Consider the following 18221-nt stretch of genomic DNA (forward strand, 5'->3'; position numbering starts at 1 on the left):
GGCACTAAATCCACCCGGCACAGCTTGAAGAAGCCGGGTAGCCAGTCGATTCCAATGAGGGAGTAACCGTGACCGAGACTGCCACCCCTACTGTCAGTGCGGACCGCGAAAGCGAGCTGCTTGCCTCCGTGCCCACGGGCCTTCTTATCGATGGCAAGTGGCGGCCCGCGGCGTCCGGCAAGACGTTCGACGTCGAGGATCCCTCCACTGGCAAGGTACTGCTCAGCATTGCCGACGCCGGCCCCGAAGACGGTGCCGCTGCACTGGATGCCGCCGTTGCCGCACAGGAGTCCTGGGCGAAGGTACCGTCCCGCGAGCGCGGTGAAATCCTGCGCCGCGCTTTTGAAATGATTACCGCCAGGGCTGAAGACTTCGCCCTGCTGATGACCCTGGAAATGGGCAAGCCGCTGGCAGAGGCCCGCGGTGAAGTGACATACGGTGCGGAATTCCTGCGCTGGTTCTCAGAAGAAGCCGTGCGTGCCTTTGGCCGGTACTCGGTCTCGCCGGATGGTAAGTCACGCCTGCTGGTCACCAAGAAGCCGGTGGGCCCGTGCCTGCTGATCACACCCTGGAACTTCCCTTTGGCCATGGCCACCCGCAAGGTGGCCCCCGCCGTTGCCGCAGGCTGCACCATGGTGCTGAAGTCTGCGAACCTCACCCCGCTCACCTCCCAGCTGTTCGCTGCCGTGATGCAGGAGGCGGGTTTGCCGGCCGGTGTCCTGAATCTGATTCCCACCTCCACCGCAGGCGCCACCACCGGGCCTCTCATCAAGGACACCCGGCTTCGGAAGCTGTCCTTTACCGGTTCCACCGAAGTGGGCCGGCGGCTGATCGCAGACGCCGCGGACACGGTGCTGCGGACATCGATGGAGCTTGGTGGAAACGCGCCGTTCGTGGTGTTCGAGGACGCCGATCTTGACGCCGCCGTTGCCGGTGCGATGCTGGCAAAGCTGCGCAACATGGGAGAGGCCTGCACCGCCGCCAACCGGTTCATTGTCCACGAGTCCATAGCGGCCGAGTTCGCGGAGAAATTCGCCGCGAAGATGAAGGACATGACTACCGCCCGCGGCACCGAGCCCGAGTCCAAGGTGGGCCCACTGATCGATGCCAAGAGCCGTAACAAGGTCCACGAACTGGTCAGTGATGCCATTGCCAACGGTGCCGTGGCGGTCACCGGCGGCGGACCCGTGGACGGCCCCGGATACTTCTATCAGCCCACAGTGCTTAAGGGCGTCACCGAAGGCACCCGGATCCTGTCCGAGGAGATTTTCGGGCCGGTTGCTCCGGTGATCACGTTCGGCACCGAGGATGAGGCGGTGCGCCTGGCCAACAACACCGAATACGGCCTGGTGGCCTACGTCTTCACCAAGGACCTCAACAGGGGCATCCGGATGGGTGAACGGCTGGAAACGGGCATGATGGGCCTGAATGCCGGCGTCATTTCCAACGCAGCGGCGCCGTTCGGCGGCGTCAAGCAGTCCGGGCTGGGGCGCGAAGGAGGCCTCGAAGGCATCGAGGAATACCTCTACACCCAGTACATCGGCATTGCCGACCCCTACGCCAGCTAACCCTGACGCAGGCGCCGCAGGCCGTCGCGTGTTCCTTCCCAGGAACGCACGGCGGCCTTTGCCGTTCTGCGGATCAGGGCCGCGGTGCCGTGCAACGGGGCGGCGGCGAACTGCCCCAACCTGCTCATAGTCGACGGCGGTATCCACTCGGCGCGCAGCCGGGCAGCCTTGCCGGCGTTGGCACGCATGGTGTCCTGGACGGCCGCGATGGTTCCTGCTGTCCGCCTGGCTGCTGCCTCCCCGGCAGAAAGACCCGTCCCCTGGCTGGCGGTCGCGTCGGGATCAGATGAGGGCCGGCCATAGATAGTTGCCTCATACGCGCTGGTGAGGGCAAGCACGCCCTGGTGCCCGGCCTCATCCAATCCGCCTGGTTCGCCCAGTGCACCGGAGCTGCGGAGCCTGGCAGAGTAGTTCCGGGGCGTTTCGCTGGGTTGAGGTGGCACGCCGTAGTCCGTGCCGAGGTCCTCAAGTTCGGACCAGGCAGCGGTGGTCCTGGCCGCAGGACCGTAACGCCCCGCGCGCAGCCTCGATGAACGCAGGGCCCCGCGTGCTGCGCGTGGTGCGGCTGCGAGGAGCAGGATACCCATGGTGCCGGCCAGTGCCGCGAGCCACGGCCTGATGCCAGGACCTTCGTCAGCCACGGAACCGCCGCCACCGGGGAGCGGAAGAGCTGAGGCGCTCGGGGCGGGGACAGGGACTGCGGGCGTGGGGGCCACCAGGGCTTCGTCGTCCTCCAGCGACTGAGGAGAGCCCGGCGCGGCGGAGCTGGACGAGGCATAGGGAGGCAGGACCCCGCGGGACGGGGTGGGCTCGAACGGCACCCAGCCCAGGCCCTCGAAGTACAGCTCCGGCCAGGCATGGGCGTCGCGGGCGTCTACCTCATACTGTGCGATGCCGTCCAACCCTGCCACAGTCATGGTCTCGCCTGTCAACCGACCGGGGGCATAACCTACCGCGATCCGGCTCGGGATGCCCTGGACGCGGGCCATCACTGCCATGGCCGAGGAAAAGTGGATGCAATAGCCGCTTTTCTGGCCGAGGAAGTCCGCGAGTACGGACAGGCCGTTGCCGTCGTAGCCCGCCCGTGCCGGGGTGTCCAGCGAATAGGTGAAGTCCCCTGACCTCAGATAGCTCTGGATGGCAAGGGCCTTGGCATATTGATTGGCGGTGGAGCCGGCCACTAAATCGGCAGTGGAGCGCACGATCTCCGGGACCTCGGCCGGGACGTTCGTGAAATCCGGGGAGATGCCTTCCTGCGGTTGAGTGGAGCGCGCCAGCAGCTCGGCCGTAATCTGCGGGACAGATGAGACCACCGTGTATTCCTGGCCGCGGGTAGTGGTGTCGGAACTCCTGATGCTCAGCGTCATCGGGTCCCAGTCCCACTGCCCGGTGAGTCCTTCAACCGACTCCGGTGCATAGGGAACAGGAAGATAGGGGCTGGAGAAGTTGCCGGGATTAATTTCGGTGACGTTGCGCTGAAGCTCCTCCGGCACGGCAGTCCTTTGCCGGATCTGCGAGGTACCGGGCTGCCTGGCGGCTGGACGGTCGTCAGGTCCCCAGGACTCGCCGGAAAAATTGTCGATCGTTACTGAGCGCAGGTACGGCGGACTTGAGGCCGTGGTGCCATACGTGATCCGGCCGCTGCCGCTGGGAGCGCGGAGGCTGTTGCCGAGGGTGATCATTGGATTGAGGCCATTGCCGGTGCCCCAGGCATTCATCCGTGAGCCTTGCGGGAAGGTACCCCGGTCGAAGCCGGGAATGGCGACCGGCAGGACGAGCGTAGCTGCCAGCGCTGCAGCTCCGGTAAGCACCGCCCGCCGTGACTGTCCGGGATTCCGGGTGGTGTCCACTGCACCCCTGGCGCCGGCGTCGAACCACTGGCTGCAGGACAGGATCACGAGGTAGCCAACCGTGGCCAGCAGGAAAGCCGGCCAGCCCACGCTCTGCGGTTTGAGCATGGCGGGCACTACCAGAATGGCCAGCAGTGCGATTCCGCTGGTGGCGGGCATGCCCAGCGGAACGGCAAGGGCATCGATCAGGATGACCAGGATGCCGACGGCGGCACATGCGAGCATCACAATGCCGGCGTTGGGTGCCACCGGAGTGCTCTCGGACAAGATGGTCTCGCTGGCACGCTGCAGAAAACTATCCAGTGCCGACAGGGTCCCGCCGGTAGGGACAAATCCCGCCAAGGCCGTGCCGCGGAAGAACGTGAGCGTCAGGACGGCAATAAGGGCAGCGACGCCGCCGGCTGTGACCACGAGCGGACGGGCCCGCAATGATCGCAGGGTGGCCATGACCACGCTGACGACCAGGATAGTGGTCAGCAATGGCAGAAACCAGGCCCAGCCCCGCATCACGCCGTTGAGGGAGAGTGACGCCCCTGCCGTGGCCACCACAATGCCGACCGCCATGATCCATGGCTGGTACCCGGCACGGGGCCCGGCAGGCCGTGCAGGCCGCAACGTTTTTTGCGGCTCCTGCGGGGCCGCCGGGGAGTTCCGGGATCGTTCCGGGGCGAGGGTCATTTGGCCACCTCCGCACCACGGCGGACGTCCACGGCAGCGGGAGCCGCGGAACTGCCGGGTACGCCGTCGTCGAAATTCCTCCACGCGTCCTGCACCTGGGTGGAGGGCTGGAGGGCTACCCCCCTCCAGCCGCCCAGCCGGAGTGCTTCCAGGGCTTCTTCACAGTCGTCAGGGTTTTCCGTGATGAGCATGGCAAATGCATTGGCCCCGTAGCCCGCTCCGGCGGCCAGCGACCGTGCCTCGGCGAGCGAAATCCTGCCCAGCAGGGCAACGAGTGGTCCCCTCATGCGGTGGGCGGAGAGCTTGTCCATCAGCTGATCGGTGAAGGCGGCGGGCCCGTGCTCGTGGCCGGCCGGGGCTTCCCGCAGACCTGGCCGGTGATGACCGGTCAGGCCCGGCCGGTGATGACCGCTCAGCCCGATGGCGGCAAGGCTTTCTGCGATGCTCTGCAGCCCCGCGACGCCGGAAAACTCTTCAAGCTCCGGCTCGGGAGCCGACGGCGAGCGGCGGAACGCTGGCTCTCCTACAGGATCCAGACAACGCAGGGCATAGCTCCTATCCATCAAGTGGGCCGAGATGGACATGGCTGCCACGACAACCCACTCGAAGCAGCGGCTGGTCACGGGCTGGTCCGGTTCTGACAGGCCTGCGGCAGGACCGTCGGGAAACGCTGCCAACCGCTGGTCCAGAATGATGGTGGCCTCCGGAGTGGTAACCGACTCCTCCTGGCGCACCATCAGCGTTCCGTGCCGGGCTGTTGCTGCCCAGTGGACCCTGCGCATGGCGTCACCGTGGCGGTACTCCCTGGTCATGACGTCGTCTTCGCTGGGATTGGCCCGGATCCTGGTGGCCGTCACGCCGTCATTCCCGCGGGCCCCCGCCAGCCCCGTGGGCGGAAGTTCGACGGCGGCGGGCGTTACGGTGAGGGTGTCGCCGTCGTCAATGGCGTGGCGGTGCAGCGACAAGCCGAAGGGGTCCGTGAACTCGGCGGTCACCGGGCCGATCACGTACTGTCCCCGCCGTGTGGACCTGAGGTGGTACTCGTAGCGGCTGCTGCCGCCGGAAGCGGACCGGGCAGGGAAGCGGAACGCCGGTGACTGGCCGAAGCGGGGCGGCAGTTTCTCCTCCATCAGCGTGTGGCCGGATCCGTTGCCGGACTTGGCCACCGCGAGCTTCACAGTGGTGGTGGCGCCTGTCTCCACACTCTCCGGATCGAACTCACGGTACACACTGAAAGACGGCTTCAGGAGCCGGACACCGGCCAGCGAGATGAGCGGAAGCACCACCAGCAGCACAGCCAGTGTCAGCAGGTCCCGGCGGCCCATGACGCCGGCCGCGAGCAGGCAGGTGGCGCCGGCCAGCAGCAACCCCCAACCCCGCCGCGTAAACAGATGGCGTCGCACGATGGCCTCCTAGTGGCCCCGGCCGGCCGCGGCTCCGGCGACATTGGGAGCACGCCCGGCCTCCTGATCTACCGGCAGCCGGGCAATGATGTCGCGGATCACGCCGGCAGGGGTATCGCCTGCGCTTGCCGCCTTGCGGTCAAGGATGATGCGGTGCGAGAGCACGGACGCGGCAACGGAAACCACGTCGTCGGGGAGCACGAAGCTCCGACCGTCCAGGGCGGCCGTCGCCTTCGCCGCGCGCAGCAGCTGGAGCAAGGATCGGGGAGAGGCTCCCAGGCGCAGCAACGGCGAGGTTCGGGTGGCCTGGCCCAACGCGACTGTGTACTCCTTAACCGCCTGCGAGACGTAGACGTGCTGGACGGCCACGATCATGGCGGCGACATCGGCGGCGCTGACTACAGGACTGATGCCAGCCAGGGGGGAAGTGGACTGATGGGTCTCCAGCATTTCGATCTCCGCCGCCATATCCGGGTAGCCCATCGAGATCCGGGCCATGAAACGGTCCCGCTGTGCTTCAGGCAGCGGATAGGTACCCTCCATCTCGATCGGATTCTGGGTGGCCACTACCATGAACGGCTCGTCCAATTTGAAGGAGTGGCCGTCCACGGTGACCTGGTGCTCCTCCATGCATTCGAGCAGGGCAGACTGGGTCTTGGCAGAGGCGCGGTTGATTTCGTCGCCGATGACGATGTTCGCGAAGACAGCGCCTGGCCGGAACTCGAACGCGCGGGACGACTGGTTGTAAATGGACACGCCCGTAACGTCCGAGGGAAGGAGGTCCGGGGTGAACTGGATGCGGCTTACCGAACAATCGATGGTGCGGGCGAGGGTCTTGGCCAGCAAAGTCTTACCGACTCCGGGGACGTCCTCCACCAACAGGTGGCCCTGCGCCAGGAGGACTGTCAGCGCCAGGCGGGCTGCGTCCGCTTTACCATCAATCACGGTGCCGATGGCGGTAAGGATCTGTTGGCTCGCATCGTGGAACGCTTCGGCTTCCATGGCCTGGACAGGGGCGTTGGCCCCTGTTGCCTGCGGCGCCCGGGCCTGGTGGCCGTTGCTGCGCGCGCGTTCCTCTGCCGGGGAAGATTCGACCGTGATTCCTTGGTGCGGGTCCATCCGTAACCTTTCATCCCTGCAAGCGCCTGGGACGCGGCTATGAGCCAGCCGATGCCCATCGGTGGGCACACGCCATTCCTGATACCAGACTACTAACACAACTGCCCCGGCTGACAGGTAGTTCCGGAATTCCGGTTCCGGATTCCGCCGGGTCAACAGGTAGTTTGGTTCCCATGTGTGATTCCAGCGTTCCCGTTCCCTACCGCCGGCTGACAGCAGGGACTGGCCAGGAAACCGCGCAAAACGGGCAAAACGGGCAAAACGGGGAAAACGCAGGCAAAAAACAGAAGAACGGCTACCCGCCGGCGCCCGAGCCGTTGCCGGTACCCGTGATGGATAATCACACCCACCTTGATTTTGGTACGCCGCAGGAGGGCCGAGGGCATTTCACGGTAGCGGTGGCGGAAGCCCTGGATGCTGCCGCTGCCGTGGGGGTCCAGGGCGCCGTGCAGGTCGGTTGTGATCTGGAATCCTCCCGCTTTACTGTCCAGGCCGTCGACCAGGACCACCGGCTGCTGGGCGCCGTTGCCCTCCATCCCAATGATGCTCCTGACTACGCGGCCCGCGGCGAGCTGGAATCAGCGCTCGCGGAAATCGAGGAGCTGGCCCGCCACCCCCGGATCAGGGCCATCGGCGAAACCGGGCTGGATTTCTTCAGGACCACAGGCGAACGGCTCGCTGACCAGCGCTATTCGTTCCGCCGCCACATCGACATCGCCAAGCGGTTGGGGCTCACCCTGCAGATCCACGATCGTGATGCCCATGACGACGTCGTGCAGGTTTTGCGTGAGGAAGGTGCACCCGAACGGGTGGTTTTCCACTGTTTTTCCGGCGACGAATCCCTGGCCAGGATTTGCAATGACGAAGGCTGGTACATGTCCTTCGCCGGAACGCTGACCTTCCGGAACGCCGCCAACCTGCACGCCGCCGTCGGGATCGCGGAGCCCGGACTGCTGCTGGTGGAGACAGACGCCCCGTTCCTCACGCCACACCCGTTCCGCGGCCGGCCCAACGCCAGCTATCTGGTCCCGCATACCGTCCGGTCCATGGCCGAATTGACAGGAATCGAGCTGTCCGACCTGTGTACACGGATTGGCGAGAATTCCGTGCGGGCGTACGGATCGTGGACGTGAGGCGCGGCCAGTGAAACCTGAACGTTATAAATACCCGGTATAGCGTTTTCTTGGCCCCTTTATAACGCTTCGGTTACAGTGAGTAACTATTAGCCGGGGTCGGGGAAGGCCTTCGGATAATTCACTTCACCCGTAGCTCACGAAAAATGGGCTTTAGCTGACTCTGCCCGGGTGCTGTGTGGCGGCGCACTGGTGCCCCGGACATCCCTTTTTAGGGTGCGTGCGCCGGGACACTTTTGCGCGTTCCCCGTGCCCGGATGGTCCTAGAGTTACGGACAATCGTGGTCAAGCTATTTACATCGGACGGAAAGTTCAGCGCCCTCAAAGTCGGTACCCAGCTGGTAGTTCTCCTGGCCCTCGTGGTGGGCCTGGTGGCCTTCGTCGGGAACAACAAGACAGTGACGCTGAACGTCGACGGCAAGGTCAGCTCGATCCAGACCTTTGGCGGCACTGTTGGCCAGGTGGTCAAGAGCGCTGACGTTGAACTGCAGCCCGCAGACCGGGTTTCCCCGGCCGCCGATGTATCAATCCGTAACGGACAGGTCATTAACGTCAACCTGGCCAAGGTGGTGACGGTCAATCTGGATGGTTCCAGGAAAACCGTAAACACCACTTCGCCGGACGTTGCCGGACTCGTCAGCGAGCTCGGCGTAGCCAGCAGCTCCGAAGTTTCGGTCCCTGCGGAATCGCAGCTCACTGTCCAGGGTTCCTTTGTTTCAATCTCCACCCCCAAGAACATCACCCTGGTTGCAGACGGTGCATCATCCACCCTCACCACCACCGCAGTCTCGGTCGGCGACGTCCTCGAAGACGCCGGTCTGGTCCTTGGTGACAATGACCGCACTTCGCAGCCCGTGAACGCCCCTGTCGTGAACAACATGGTGGTCAAGGTTTCCCGTGTGGATACCAGCCAAACGGCAGGAATTACCGAGGACATCCCCTTCGAGACGCTGAAGACGGACAGCGCCGAGCTCTTCGTCGGCGAGGAAGAGGTTTCCCAGGAAGGCGTCGCCGGCAAGGTGGACAAGAAGTTCAGCCTGGTGATGGTAGACGGCCGTGAAGCCTCCCGCACCCTGGTCTCTGAAACCGTGACTGTTCAGCCCGTGACGAAAAAAATCACCGTGGGTACAAAGGCCAAGCCAGTGGCAGCGAAGGCACCGGCCGCCAGTAACACCGGGGCGGCCGCACCCGCCATGATGAATGAGGCCATGTGGGACGCCATCGCCATGTGCGAATCCACCGGCAATTGGTCCATCAACACCGGCAACGGCTACTACGGCGGCCTGCAGTTCGACATCCAGACCTGGCTCGGTGCAGGTGGCGGCGCTTACGCCCCCAACGCCAGCCTGGCCACCAAGGCCCAGCAGATTGACATCGCCAACCGCGTGTACGCCCAGCGCGGCCTCCAGCCTTGGGGTTGCGGTTGGGCGGCCAAGGGATAATTCCCGGCCGCACGCCACCAGGGACCGATCCGGCAACGGACCGGTCCCTGGTTCGTTAATGCAGCTCCCGCGGTCCGGCGCTCACCATGCCGCACGCTGAGGGCGGGATAGGATACCTAAGTGACTGAACCGATCCCCGCCGCGCCCGCACCCCTGTTTGGTGCAACCGATATTCGCAGGCTGGCAGAGGAAATCGGTATCCGTCCCACCAAGACACTCGGCCAGAACTTCGTGATCGACGGCAACACCATCCGGCGGATTGTGGCCGCTGCGAACATTGGTCCGGATGAAACGGTGCTCGAAGTAGGCCCCGGCCTTGGCTCCCTGACGCTGGGGCTGCTGGATGCGGCCCGTGAGGTGGTCGCCGTCGAAATTGATCCCGTGCTCGCGGGCAGGCTTCCGGCCACGGTGCAGGAATGGCGGCCGGACGCCGTCGAACGCTTCCACCTGGTGCAGTCGGATGCCATGCGCGTCACCGAACTGCCCGTGGAACCGAGCGCCATTGTGGCCAACCTGCCCTACAACGTTGCTGTGCCTGTAGTCCTCCATCTGCTCCAGCATTTCCCTGGACTGCGGCACGGACTGGTGATGGTCCAGGATGAGGTCGCGGACCGCCTGGCTGCGGGGCCTGGTTCAAAAACGTATGGGGTGCCGTCGGTCAAAGCCGCCTGGTACAGCTCCATGCGCAAGGCCGGGGTTATCGGCATGAACGTTTTTTGGCCCGCGCCGAAGATCCACTCCGGCCTGGTGGCTTTCACGCGACGTGAACCGCCGGTCACTACTGCATCGCGTGAACAGGTCTTCGCGGTGATCGATGCCGCCTTTGCCCAGCGCCGGAAGACCTTGCGGGCTGCACTTGCCGGCTGGGCGGGAAGCGCCGCCGAGGCTGAGCGCTGCCTGCTAGCTGCAGGCGTGGATCCGACGGCGCGTGGCGAAGTGATTGACATCGCCGCCTTCGCCCGTATCGCTGAAGCCCGCAACGGGGACGCCGGGTGAGCGCACTCCGGGGCAGCTTTGCCCCACGCATGGTGCGGGTTAAGGCGCCCGGCAAGATCAACGTTTCCCTGGATGTAGGGCCGTTGCGGCCGGACGGCTACCACTCCGTGGCCAGTGTGTACCTGGCAGTGTCACTGTATGAGGAGGTGGCTGCCTCCAGCACGGAGACCCCCGGGATCACCGTCAGTATCAGCCCGGCCAGCACCCTTGACCTCGACGGCGTCGACATTCCGCTGGACTCCGGGAACCTCGCCTACCAGGCGGCAGCGATGATGGCCGAGGTGTCGGAAAACCCCACCGGCGTGCACCTGGAGATTACCAAGCGGGTGCCGGTCGCCGGTGGAATGGGGGGCGGCTCTGCCGACGCCGCGGCAACATTGCTGGCCTGTGACGCACTGTGGAACAGCGGCCTGTCCAGGGACGAGCTTGCCAGGCTGGCTGCCGAGCTCGGCGCGGACGTGCCGTTCGCGCTCCTGGGCGGTACCGCCGTCGGCCTTGGTGTGGGTGATGATCTCTCCCCGGCCCTTGCCCGCGCCCAAACCGACTGGGTGCTGGTAGCGGCGGATTACGGGCTGTCCACACCGGCGGTGTTCAAGACCCTGGACCGGTTGCGCGATGCCGAAGGGCTCGGCATCGAGGAGCCCATGGCCGTTGATCCCCAGGTCCTGCAGGCGCTGCGCGACGGCGATGCCGAACGGCTGGGCACCGTCCTGGTGAACGATCTGCAGCGGGCGGCGATTGAACTGGCCCCGGACCTCCGGAACACCCTGGGGCTGGGGGAGTCCCATGGGGCGGTAGCGGGCATGGTCTCGGGATCCGGGCCCACCATAGCTTTCCTGGTATCGCATCCCGCAGCGGCCGAAGCCCTGGCGGAAGACCTTGGCCATTATGGCCTGAGGGCCATGGCAGTGCACGGGCCGGTTCCCGGTGCCCGGATCATCTCCGATATCCTGCTGTAGAACGTCAGTACCGGTTCTCCGTCTTCCGGACCCGGCGCCTCCACAGCATTGCCCCACGATTCCTGATGATTCCTGAAGCACAGATTTCCTGATCACAGCAGAAAGCAGTTTCCCTTTGGCACACCTTCTTGGCGGCGAAAACCTCATGGTTTCCTACGCAACCCGCACCGTCCTTGACGGCGTCACCCTCGGCCTGGAAGAAGGGGACCGGGTAGGAATGGTGGGCCGCAACGGCGACGGTAAGTCCACCCTGATGCGGCTGCTGTCGCAGCGGGCAACCCCGGACTCGGGCCGGGTTACCAAACGCGGCGACGTCGACGTGGCGTACCTGGACCAGGGAGACGTCCTCGACGGCGACCTGACGGTAGGTGCTGCGATCGTCGGCGACCAGGCTGATTACGAATGGGCCCGGAACCCGCAGATCCGCGAAGTGATGGGCGGTCTCGTTTCCGACGTCGACTGGCACGCCAACGTACACGCCCTTTCCGGTGGCCAGAAGCGCAGGGTAGCCCTGGCCAAGCTCCTCATCGGCGATCACGATGTCATCATGCTGGACGAACCCACCAACCACCTCGACGTCGAAGGTGTTGCCTGGCTGGCGAAGCACCTGAAGACCCGCTGGCGTGCCAACCAGGGCGCATTCCTGGTGGTCACCCACGACCGATGGTTCCTGGATGAAGTGTGCACGCGCACCTGGGAAGTACACGACGGCATCGTGGATCCTTTTGACGGCGGCTACGCGGCCTATGTGCTGGCCCGCGCCGAACGTGACCGTTCGGCCAGCGTCGTGGAATCCAAGCGCCAGCAACTGGTCAAGAAGGAGCTCGCCTGGCTGCGCCGCGGCGCACCGGCCCGAACCGCCAAGCCAAAGTTCCGGATCGAGGCTGCCAACGAACTCATCGCCGACGTCCCGGCGCCCCGCGACTCAATGGCCCTGAGCAAAATGGCCACCGCACGCCTGGGCAAGGACGTCCTGGACCTGGAGAACGTCAGCCTCGACCTCCGGGGCGGCGAAGGCGCCAAGCTCTTTGACAACATCACCCTGAGGCTTGCACCGGGGGAGCGGCTCGGCCTGGTGGGAGTCAACGGCGCCGGCAAGACCACCCTGCTGAAACTGCTCAACGGCGAGATCACGCCCACCTCAGGCAAGGTCAAGCGCGGCAAGACGGTGGTCACCGCCGTCCTCACCCAGGAAGTGAAGGAGCTCGACGACGTCGCGGACCTCCGCGTGATTGAGGTCATTGAGCGCGAGAAGCGTTCATTCAACGTGGGTGGCAAGGAATTCAGCGCCGGACAGCTGGTGGAGCAGCTGGGCTTTACCAATGAGAAGCAATGGACGCTTGTAAAGGCGCTCTCCGGCGGTGAACGACGCCGGCTGCAGCTCCTGCGCCTTTTGGTCGGTGAGCCGAACGTCCTGATGCTTGACGAGCCCACCAACGATCTGGACACCGACACCCTCGCCGCAGTCGAGGATGTCCTGGACGGCTGGCCGGGCACGCTTGTTGTGGTGAGCCACGACCGCTACCTGCTGGAGCGCGTCACCGACCACCAGATGGCGCTCCTGGGCGACGGCAAGATCCGCGGCCTGCCCGGCGGTGTGGACCAGTACCTCGAACTGCGCGAATCCGCGCTGGCGGGTTCCACTGTGTCCGGCGGCGGCAACCCGGTGATGGGTGCCAGCGGCAGTGCGGCCGCAAACACGTCAGGTGCCTCAGAGTCTGCGAAACGCGACGCCCGCAAGGCCAAGAACCGCATCGAACGCCAGCTGGGCAAGCTTGAACAGCAGGAGAAGAAGCTTCACGACCAGATGGTCAAGAGCACCAGCGACTCAGATTTTGACGCCCTGGCCGAACAGAACAAAAAGCTCAAGGACCTCGCAACAGAACGCGAGGCCCTGGAACTCGAATGGCTCGGAGCCCTGGAGGTCCTGGGCGAGTAGCACGCCCGGAAGGGGGTTGGCAGGTGCCCGGCAGCGTGCGTCAAAGCGACGAAGGAGCAGCACGCCGAGGACGGCTGCACCCCGACACCCTTTACCCGCTCAGCAGCTCCGGGTCCTTCTTGAGGCCAGTGAGGCCGTTCCAGGCGAGGTTGACGAGGTGGGCGGCGACTGTGTGTTTGTCGGGTTGGCGGCTGTCCTGCCACCATTGGCCCGTCATGGCCACCATGCCGACGAGCATCTGTGCGTACATCGCCCCGTCCTGGGCGCTGAGCCCGCGCCGGTCGAACTCATCCGACAGGATGTGCTCCACCTTGGCGGTGACGTGGGACAACAACGTCGAAAACGCACCTTCGGGCTGTGACGGGGGAGCATCCCGCATGAGAATGCGGAAGCCGTCCGTGCGCTCTTCGATGTAGCCAAGAAGCGCAAGTGCTGCCCTTTCCACCAGGACGCGGGGTTTGGCTTCGGTTGAGAGGGCGCCGGTGATGGAGTCCAGCAGGATGATGAATTCGTGCTCAACCACCTGGGTGTAGAGCCCCTCCTTGGAACCGAAGTGCTCATAGATCACCGGTTTGGAGACGCCTGCCGTTGCCGCGATCTCCTCGATGGTGGTGCCGTCCAGGCCTTTGGCGGCGAAGAGTCCGCGGCCCACTTCCACCAGTTGCTGCCGGCGCTGCGGCCCCGTCATCCGGATGCGCGCACCTTCTGTCCTGCGGGAAGCGCGCAGGGGAGCGGCTACGCGGCGCCCGGGTGTTTCAGCCATCATTCGCACCGTTCTGTCATGTTTCCACCCTGCCATCATCCCGTACAAAAGCACCCTTCCGCCGGCCATGTCGCAGGCATCCCCGGGGGCATGGCAAAATAGGTTCTTGTGCCCGGCGCATCTGCGTTCCAGGCACAGTCCGCTCTGGTGTAATGGCAGCACCCCGGCCTTTGGAGCCGTGGAGTATAGGTTCGAATCCTATGGGCGGAACTGGCGTAAGGCCGTCCAGTAGGATGGAGCCGGCGCAGTCAGCGGTGGGCGACTTCCGGATGACGGATGCTTCCAGCGCCAGTGCAACCGAGCAAGGAGAGCCTGTACGTGAGCCTCGAGTCCACCGGCCCAGCCGCCGTCATTGTTCTAGCTGCAGGTGCCGGTACCCGGATGAAATCCCGTACCCCTAAGATCCTCCACGAAATTGGCGGCCGTTCCCTTGTGGGTCACGCCCTTGCGGCCGCCCGGAGCCTCCAGCCGCAAAACCTGGCCCTGGTGGTCCGGCACGAACGCGACCTGGTGGCCGAACACCTGCGCAGCCTCGACCCCGACGCCCTCATTGTTGACCAGGACGACATACCGGGCACCGGCCGTGCCGTTGAAGTCGCACTGAACGCGCTCGACGCCGCTGCGTCCAAGGATGAAGCGGCCGGCAGTGCGGTGGCCGGCACCGTTGTGGTCACCTACGGTGATGTCCCGCTGCTGACCGGAGCACTGTTGCAGGAGCTGGTTTCTGCGCATCAGGCCGGCAATAACGCCGTCACCGTCCTCACTGCAGTCCTTGACGACGCCACCGGCTACGGACGCATCCTCCGCGCCGCCGACGGAACAGTCACCGGAATCCGCGAGCACAAGGATGCCACGGACGAGGAACGTGCCATCCGGGAAATCAACTCCGGCATCTACGCCTTTGATGCCCGGGTGCTCCGCGAAGCCCTTCCAAAGGTCACCACAGATAACAGCCAGGGCGAGAAGTACCTCACAGACGTCCTGGGGCTCGCCCGCGAAGCCGGCGGCCGGGTTGCTGCAGTAGTGACCGAGGACCGGTGGCAGGTGGAAGGCGCCAACGACCGTGTGCAGCTCTCCGCGCTCGGCGCCGAACACAACCGCCGTACGGTAGAGGCCTGGATGCGCGCAGGCGTCACTGTCGTGGATCCGGCAACCACCTGGATCGATTCCACCGTCGTGCTCGACGAGGACGTCCGGATCCTTCCCAACACCCAACTGCACGGCCTGACCACGGTGGCGCGTGACGCCGTCGTGGGTCCTGACACTACGCTCACGGACGTGCAGATCGGAACCGGGGCGAAGGTGGTCCGCACCCACGGTTCCGGATCGGTCATTGGCGACCACTCCGCCGTCGGGCCGTTTACGTACCTGCGGCCCGGCACTGTGCTGGGTGAGACGGGGAAGATCGGCGCGTTCTATGAAACGAAGAACGTCACGATCGGCCGTGGCTCCAAGCTGTCCCACCTCGGGTACGCCGGCGATGCCGAGATCGGTGAGGACACCAACATCGGTTGCGGCAACATCACAGCCAATTACGACGGCGAGAAGAAGCACCGGACGGTGATCGGCTCGGGCGTTCGGACCGGTTCAAACACTGTTTTCGTAGCTCCCGTCACGGTTGGCGACGGCGCGTACAGCGGCGCCGGAACGGTGATCCGGAAGGACGTGCCCGCCGGCGCACTCGCGCTGTCCCTTGCAGCGCAGCGAAACGCTGAAGGCTGGGTGGCGGCCAACCGTCCCGGCAGCCGCTCCGCGGAACTGGCTGCAGCAGCCTCCCAGGAATCCCCCACCCCGGCATCTACAGAACAGGGCAAGTAACAATGAGTGAAATTACGGCGCGCGGCGAAAAGAAGCTGGTGCTTGCGGCCGGACGCGCACACCCGGAACTTGCACGTGAGATTGCCAAGGAACTCGACACCGAACTCCTCCCGGTGGACGCTTATGACTTCGCCAACGGAGAGATCTATGTGCGGGCCGGCGAAAGCGTCCGCGGAACCGATGCCTTCGTGATTCAGGCGCACCCGGCTCCGCTGAACAACCACCTCATGGAACAGCTCATCATGATCGATTCGCTCAAGCGGGCCTCCGCCAAGCGCATCACGGTGGTGTCGCCGTTCTACCCCTACGCCCGCCAGGACAAGAAGGGCCGCGGCCGCGAACCCATCTCAGCCCGGCTGGTTGCGGACCTGTACAAGACTGCCGGCGCTGACCGCATCATGAGCGTGGACCTGCACACCTCGCAGATCCAGGGTTTCTTCGACGGCCCGGTGGACCACCTGATGGCCATCCCGCTCCTGGCGGAGTACATCCGGACCCGCGTCGACGCCGAAAACATCACGGTGGTTTCCCCGGACACCGGGCGCGTCCGGGTAGCAGAACAATGGGCCGAACGACTCGGCGGCGCACCATTGGCCTTCGTCCACAAGAGCCGTGACCTCACTGTTCCCAACCAGGCCGTGTCCAAAACCGTTGTAGGCCAGATTGAAGGCCGTACCTGCGTCCTGATTGACGACATGATCGACACCGGCGGAACCATCTCCGGTGCCGTCCAGGTGCTTAAGAACGCCGGCGCCAAGGATGTCATTATTGCTGCCACGCACGCCGTGTTCTCCGATCCCGCCGCCCGTCGGCTGGCAGAGTCCGGTGCCCGCGAAGTGGTGGTCACCAACACCCTGCCCATCACGGCTGACAAGCACTTCCCGCAGCTGACCGTCCTGTCGATCGCACCGCTGATCGCCCGCGCCATCCGTGAAGTATTCGACGACGGTTCCGTCACCAGCCTCTTTGACGGCAACGCCTAGCATTTCCCGGCAGTTCCCCAGCAGGGTGGGGCCGGTTTCAGCAACCGGGCCCCACCCTGCTATGGTTTAACCCGAAACCTTGGCGAGGGAGAGTATCCCGGGAAACCGGCGTGCATGTCTCCGTAATCGACTGGGTCTGAATCTCCTTCTGGTAGGGCCGCTCCGGCCCGGCGTTGAAGGTCGTAAACAGACCTCCGCCCTTGCCCGGCTAACCACTGAAGCATCCAAGGAGAAAATATGTCTGAGCAGAAGCTTGCCGCAGAAGTCCGTTCCGAGTTCGGCAAGGGCTTCGCCCGCCGCGCCCGCGCAGCCGGCCGCATCCCCGCCGTCATCTACGGTCACGGCGAAGCGCCCATCCACATCACCCTGCCTGCCAGGTCCACCACCCTGGCCGTCCGCGTTGCCAACGCCCTGCTGTCCCTGGACGTTAACGGCGAAGAGCACCTGGCCCTGGTCAAGGACATCCAGCGCGATCCGATCAAGCAGATCATCGAGCACATTGATCTCCTGACCGTCCGTAAGGGCGAAGTTGTCACCGTCGAAATCGCCGTGCACCTGGTGGGCGAGCTGGCTCCGGGCACCACCCACAACCTGGAGCTCACCACCATCTCGGTTGAGGCCGACGCCACGGAGCTGCCCACCTACATCGAGGTCAGCATCGAAGGCCGCACCGCCGGCGAGCACATCCACGCTTCGGACCTGCCGCTGCCCAAGGGCACCGTCCTGCTGACCGACGCCGACGCGCTGGTTGTCAACATCTCCGAGGCCAACGCGGCCGAGGAAGAGCCTGCAGCCGACGAAGCAGCCGAGTAGTCTGCCCGGCTTCCAGTCAGAACTGTCGGCAATGGCCGGGTCCCACGGGGCCCGGCCATTGCTTTGCCTGTCCCGATGGCTTTCTGATTGCTTTCCCAATTGCTGCGTTCCCGACTCTTAGGATGGATCCATGACTGACACCTGGCTGATTGTGGGACTCGGTAATCCTGGCCCGGAATACTCCGGGAACCGGCACAACGTGGGCCAGATGGTGCTGGACGAACTCGCGTCCCGCGTCGGCGGCAGCTTCAAGAGCCACAGAACCCAAAGAACGCAGGCGCAGGTACTCGAGGGACGGCTGGGGATCGGCGGGCCCCGGGTTGTGCTGGCCAAGCCCATGACTTACATGAATGTTTCGGGAGGTCCGGTCGCAGGGCTGGCCAGGTTCTATGACATTGCCCCGGATCACGTGGTGGCAGTGCACGATGAAATCGACATTCCCTTCAGTGCCGTCAAGCTCAAGACCGGCGGGGGAGAAGGCGGTCACAACGGCTTGCGGGATATCTCCAAGGCGCTTGCGACCAAGGATTATTTCCGGGTACGGGTGGGGGTAGGGCGTCCACCGGGACGGATGGAGACAGCTGACTATGTGCTGCGGGATTTCGGATCCCAGGAGAAGAAGGAACTGCCCTTCCTTCTGGATGAAGCGGCCGACGCCGTCGAACTTCTACTGCGCGAAGGTCTGCTTGCCGCCCAGCAGAAGTTCCATCCCGCCAAGGTGTGAAGTGACTGCTCCTGTCACTACGGGCGCTTCGGG

At 64.8% G+C, this 18221-nt stretch carries 14 protein-coding genes and 1 tRNA gene; 11 read left to right on the plus strand and 4 right to left on the minus strand.

What is annotated here, in order from left to right:
* Positions 1–68: 68 nt before the first annotated feature.
* Positions 69–1568 (plus strand): NAD-dependent succinate-semialdehyde dehydrogenase, encoded by a 1500-nt coding sequence (locus AC50X5_RS13150; RefSeq protein WP_494976532.1) that lies wholly within the window; start codon positions 69–71, stop codon positions 1566–1568.
* Here AC50X5_RS13150 and AC50X5_RS13155 read toward each other — a convergent pair.
* The 3 genes from AC50X5_RS13155 to AC50X5_RS13165 are packed head-to-tail and all read right to left on the minus strand — an operon-like array spanning position 1565 to position 6618.
* Positions 1565–4096 carry a transglutaminase TgpA family protein gene (locus tag AC50X5_RS13155; RefSeq protein ID WP_494976533.1) on the minus strand — a complete coding sequence of 844 codons (2532 nt, stop codon included), beginning with the start codon at positions 4094–4096 and terminating at the stop codon, positions 1565–1567. The two genes, AC50X5_RS13150 and AC50X5_RS13155, sit on opposite strands and share 4 nt — an antisense overlap.
* Positions 4093–5499 (minus strand): DUF58 domain-containing protein, encoded by a 1407-nt coding sequence (locus tag AC50X5_RS13160; RefSeq protein WP_494976534.1) that lies wholly within the window; start codon positions 5497–5499, stop codon positions 4093–4095. Before AC50X5_RS13160 ends, AC50X5_RS13155 begins: the two co-directional genes overlap by 4 nt.
* A 9-nt stretch (positions 5500–5508) precedes the next feature.
* Complete coding sequence (locus AC50X5_RS13165) at positions 5509–6618, minus strand: AAA family ATPase (RefSeq protein ID WP_494976535.1); 1110 nt, start codon at positions 6616–6618, stop codon at positions 5509–5511.
* A gap of 173 nt (positions 6619–6791) precedes the next feature.
* Here AC50X5_RS13165 and AC50X5_RS13170 point away from each other — a divergent pair, with 173 nt between their 5' ends.
* The 5 genes from AC50X5_RS13170 (at position 6792) to AC50X5_RS13190 (ending at position 13087) form a co-directional block, all read left to right on the plus strand.
* The gene (locus AC50X5_RS13170) at positions 6792–7751 is read left to right on the plus strand and encodes a TatD family hydrolase (RefSeq protein WP_494976536.1); all 960 of its coding nucleotides are present in this window, start codon (positions 6792–6794) and stop codon (positions 7749–7751) included.
* Positions 7752–8032: 281 nt separating this feature from the next.
* Positions 8033–9193 (plus strand): resuscitation-promoting factor, encoded by a 1161-nt coding sequence (locus tag AC50X5_RS13175; protein ID WP_494976537.1) that lies wholly within the window; start codon positions 8033–8035, stop codon positions 9191–9193.
* 120 nt (positions 9194–9313) lie between these two features.
* Positions 9314–10189 (plus strand): 16S rRNA (adenine(1518)-N(6)/adenine(1519)-N(6))-dimethyltransferase RsmA, encoded by an 876-nt coding sequence (gene rsmA / locus AC50X5_RS13180; RefSeq protein ID WP_494976538.1) that lies wholly within the window; start codon positions 9314–9316, stop codon positions 10187–10189.
* 29 nt (positions 10190–10218) lie between these two features.
* Complete coding sequence (locus AC50X5_RS13185) at positions 10219–11148, plus strand: 4-(cytidine 5'-diphospho)-2-C-methyl-D-erythritol kinase (RefSeq protein ID WP_494976680.1); 930 nt, start codon at positions 10219–10221, stop codon at positions 11146–11148.
* Positions 11149–11263: 115 nt separating this feature from the next.
* A complete protein-coding gene (locus AC50X5_RS13190; RefSeq protein WP_494976539.1) occupies positions 11264–13087 on the plus strand; it encodes an ABC-F family ATP-binding cassette domain-containing protein in 1824 nt (607 codons plus the stop codon).
* 91 nt (positions 13088–13178) lie between these two features.
* Here the strand turns inward: AC50X5_RS13190 and AC50X5_RS13195 are convergent, their stop codons facing one another.
* A complete protein-coding gene (locus AC50X5_RS13195) occupies positions 13179–13775 on the minus strand; it encodes a TetR/AcrR family transcriptional regulator (protein ID WP_494976681.1) in 597 nt (198 codons plus the stop codon).
* A gap of 213 nt (positions 13776–13988) precedes the next feature.
* Between AC50X5_RS13195 and AC50X5_RS13200 the strand changes: the two genes are divergently transcribed.
* From AC50X5_RS13200 to pth, 5 genes are all read left to right on the plus strand, one after another.
* Positions 13989–14060 (plus strand) — tRNA-Gln (locus AC50X5_RS13200).
* A gap of 66 nt (positions 14061–14126) precedes the next feature.
* On the plus strand, positions 14127–15668 hold the full coding sequence (gene glmU / locus AC50X5_RS13205; protein ID WP_494976540.1) for a bifunctional UDP-N-acetylglucosamine diphosphorylase/glucosamine-1-phosphate N-acetyltransferase GlmU: 1542 nt from the start codon (positions 14127–14129) through the stop codon (positions 15666–15668).
* Positions 15669–15670: 2 nt separating this feature from the next.
* A complete protein-coding gene (locus AC50X5_RS13210; RefSeq protein WP_494976541.1) occupies positions 15671–16651 on the plus strand; it encodes a ribose-phosphate diphosphokinase in 981 nt (326 codons plus the stop codon).
* A 237-nt stretch (positions 16652–16888) separates the two neighbouring features.
* The gene (locus tag AC50X5_RS13215) at positions 16889–17464 is read left to right on the plus strand and encodes a 50S ribosomal protein L25/general stress protein Ctc (RefSeq protein ID WP_493985142.1); all 576 of its coding nucleotides are present in this window, start codon (positions 16889–16891) and stop codon (positions 17462–17464) included.
* A gap of 130 nt (positions 17465–17594) precedes the next feature.
* A complete protein-coding gene (pth, locus tag AC50X5_RS13220) occupies positions 17595–18188 on the plus strand; it encodes an aminoacyl-tRNA hydrolase (RefSeq protein ID WP_494976542.1) in 594 nt (197 codons plus the stop codon).
* Positions 18189–18221 lie beyond the last annotated feature (33 nt).

Source organism: Pseudarthrobacter sp. MDT1-40-2, assembly GCF_059383595.1.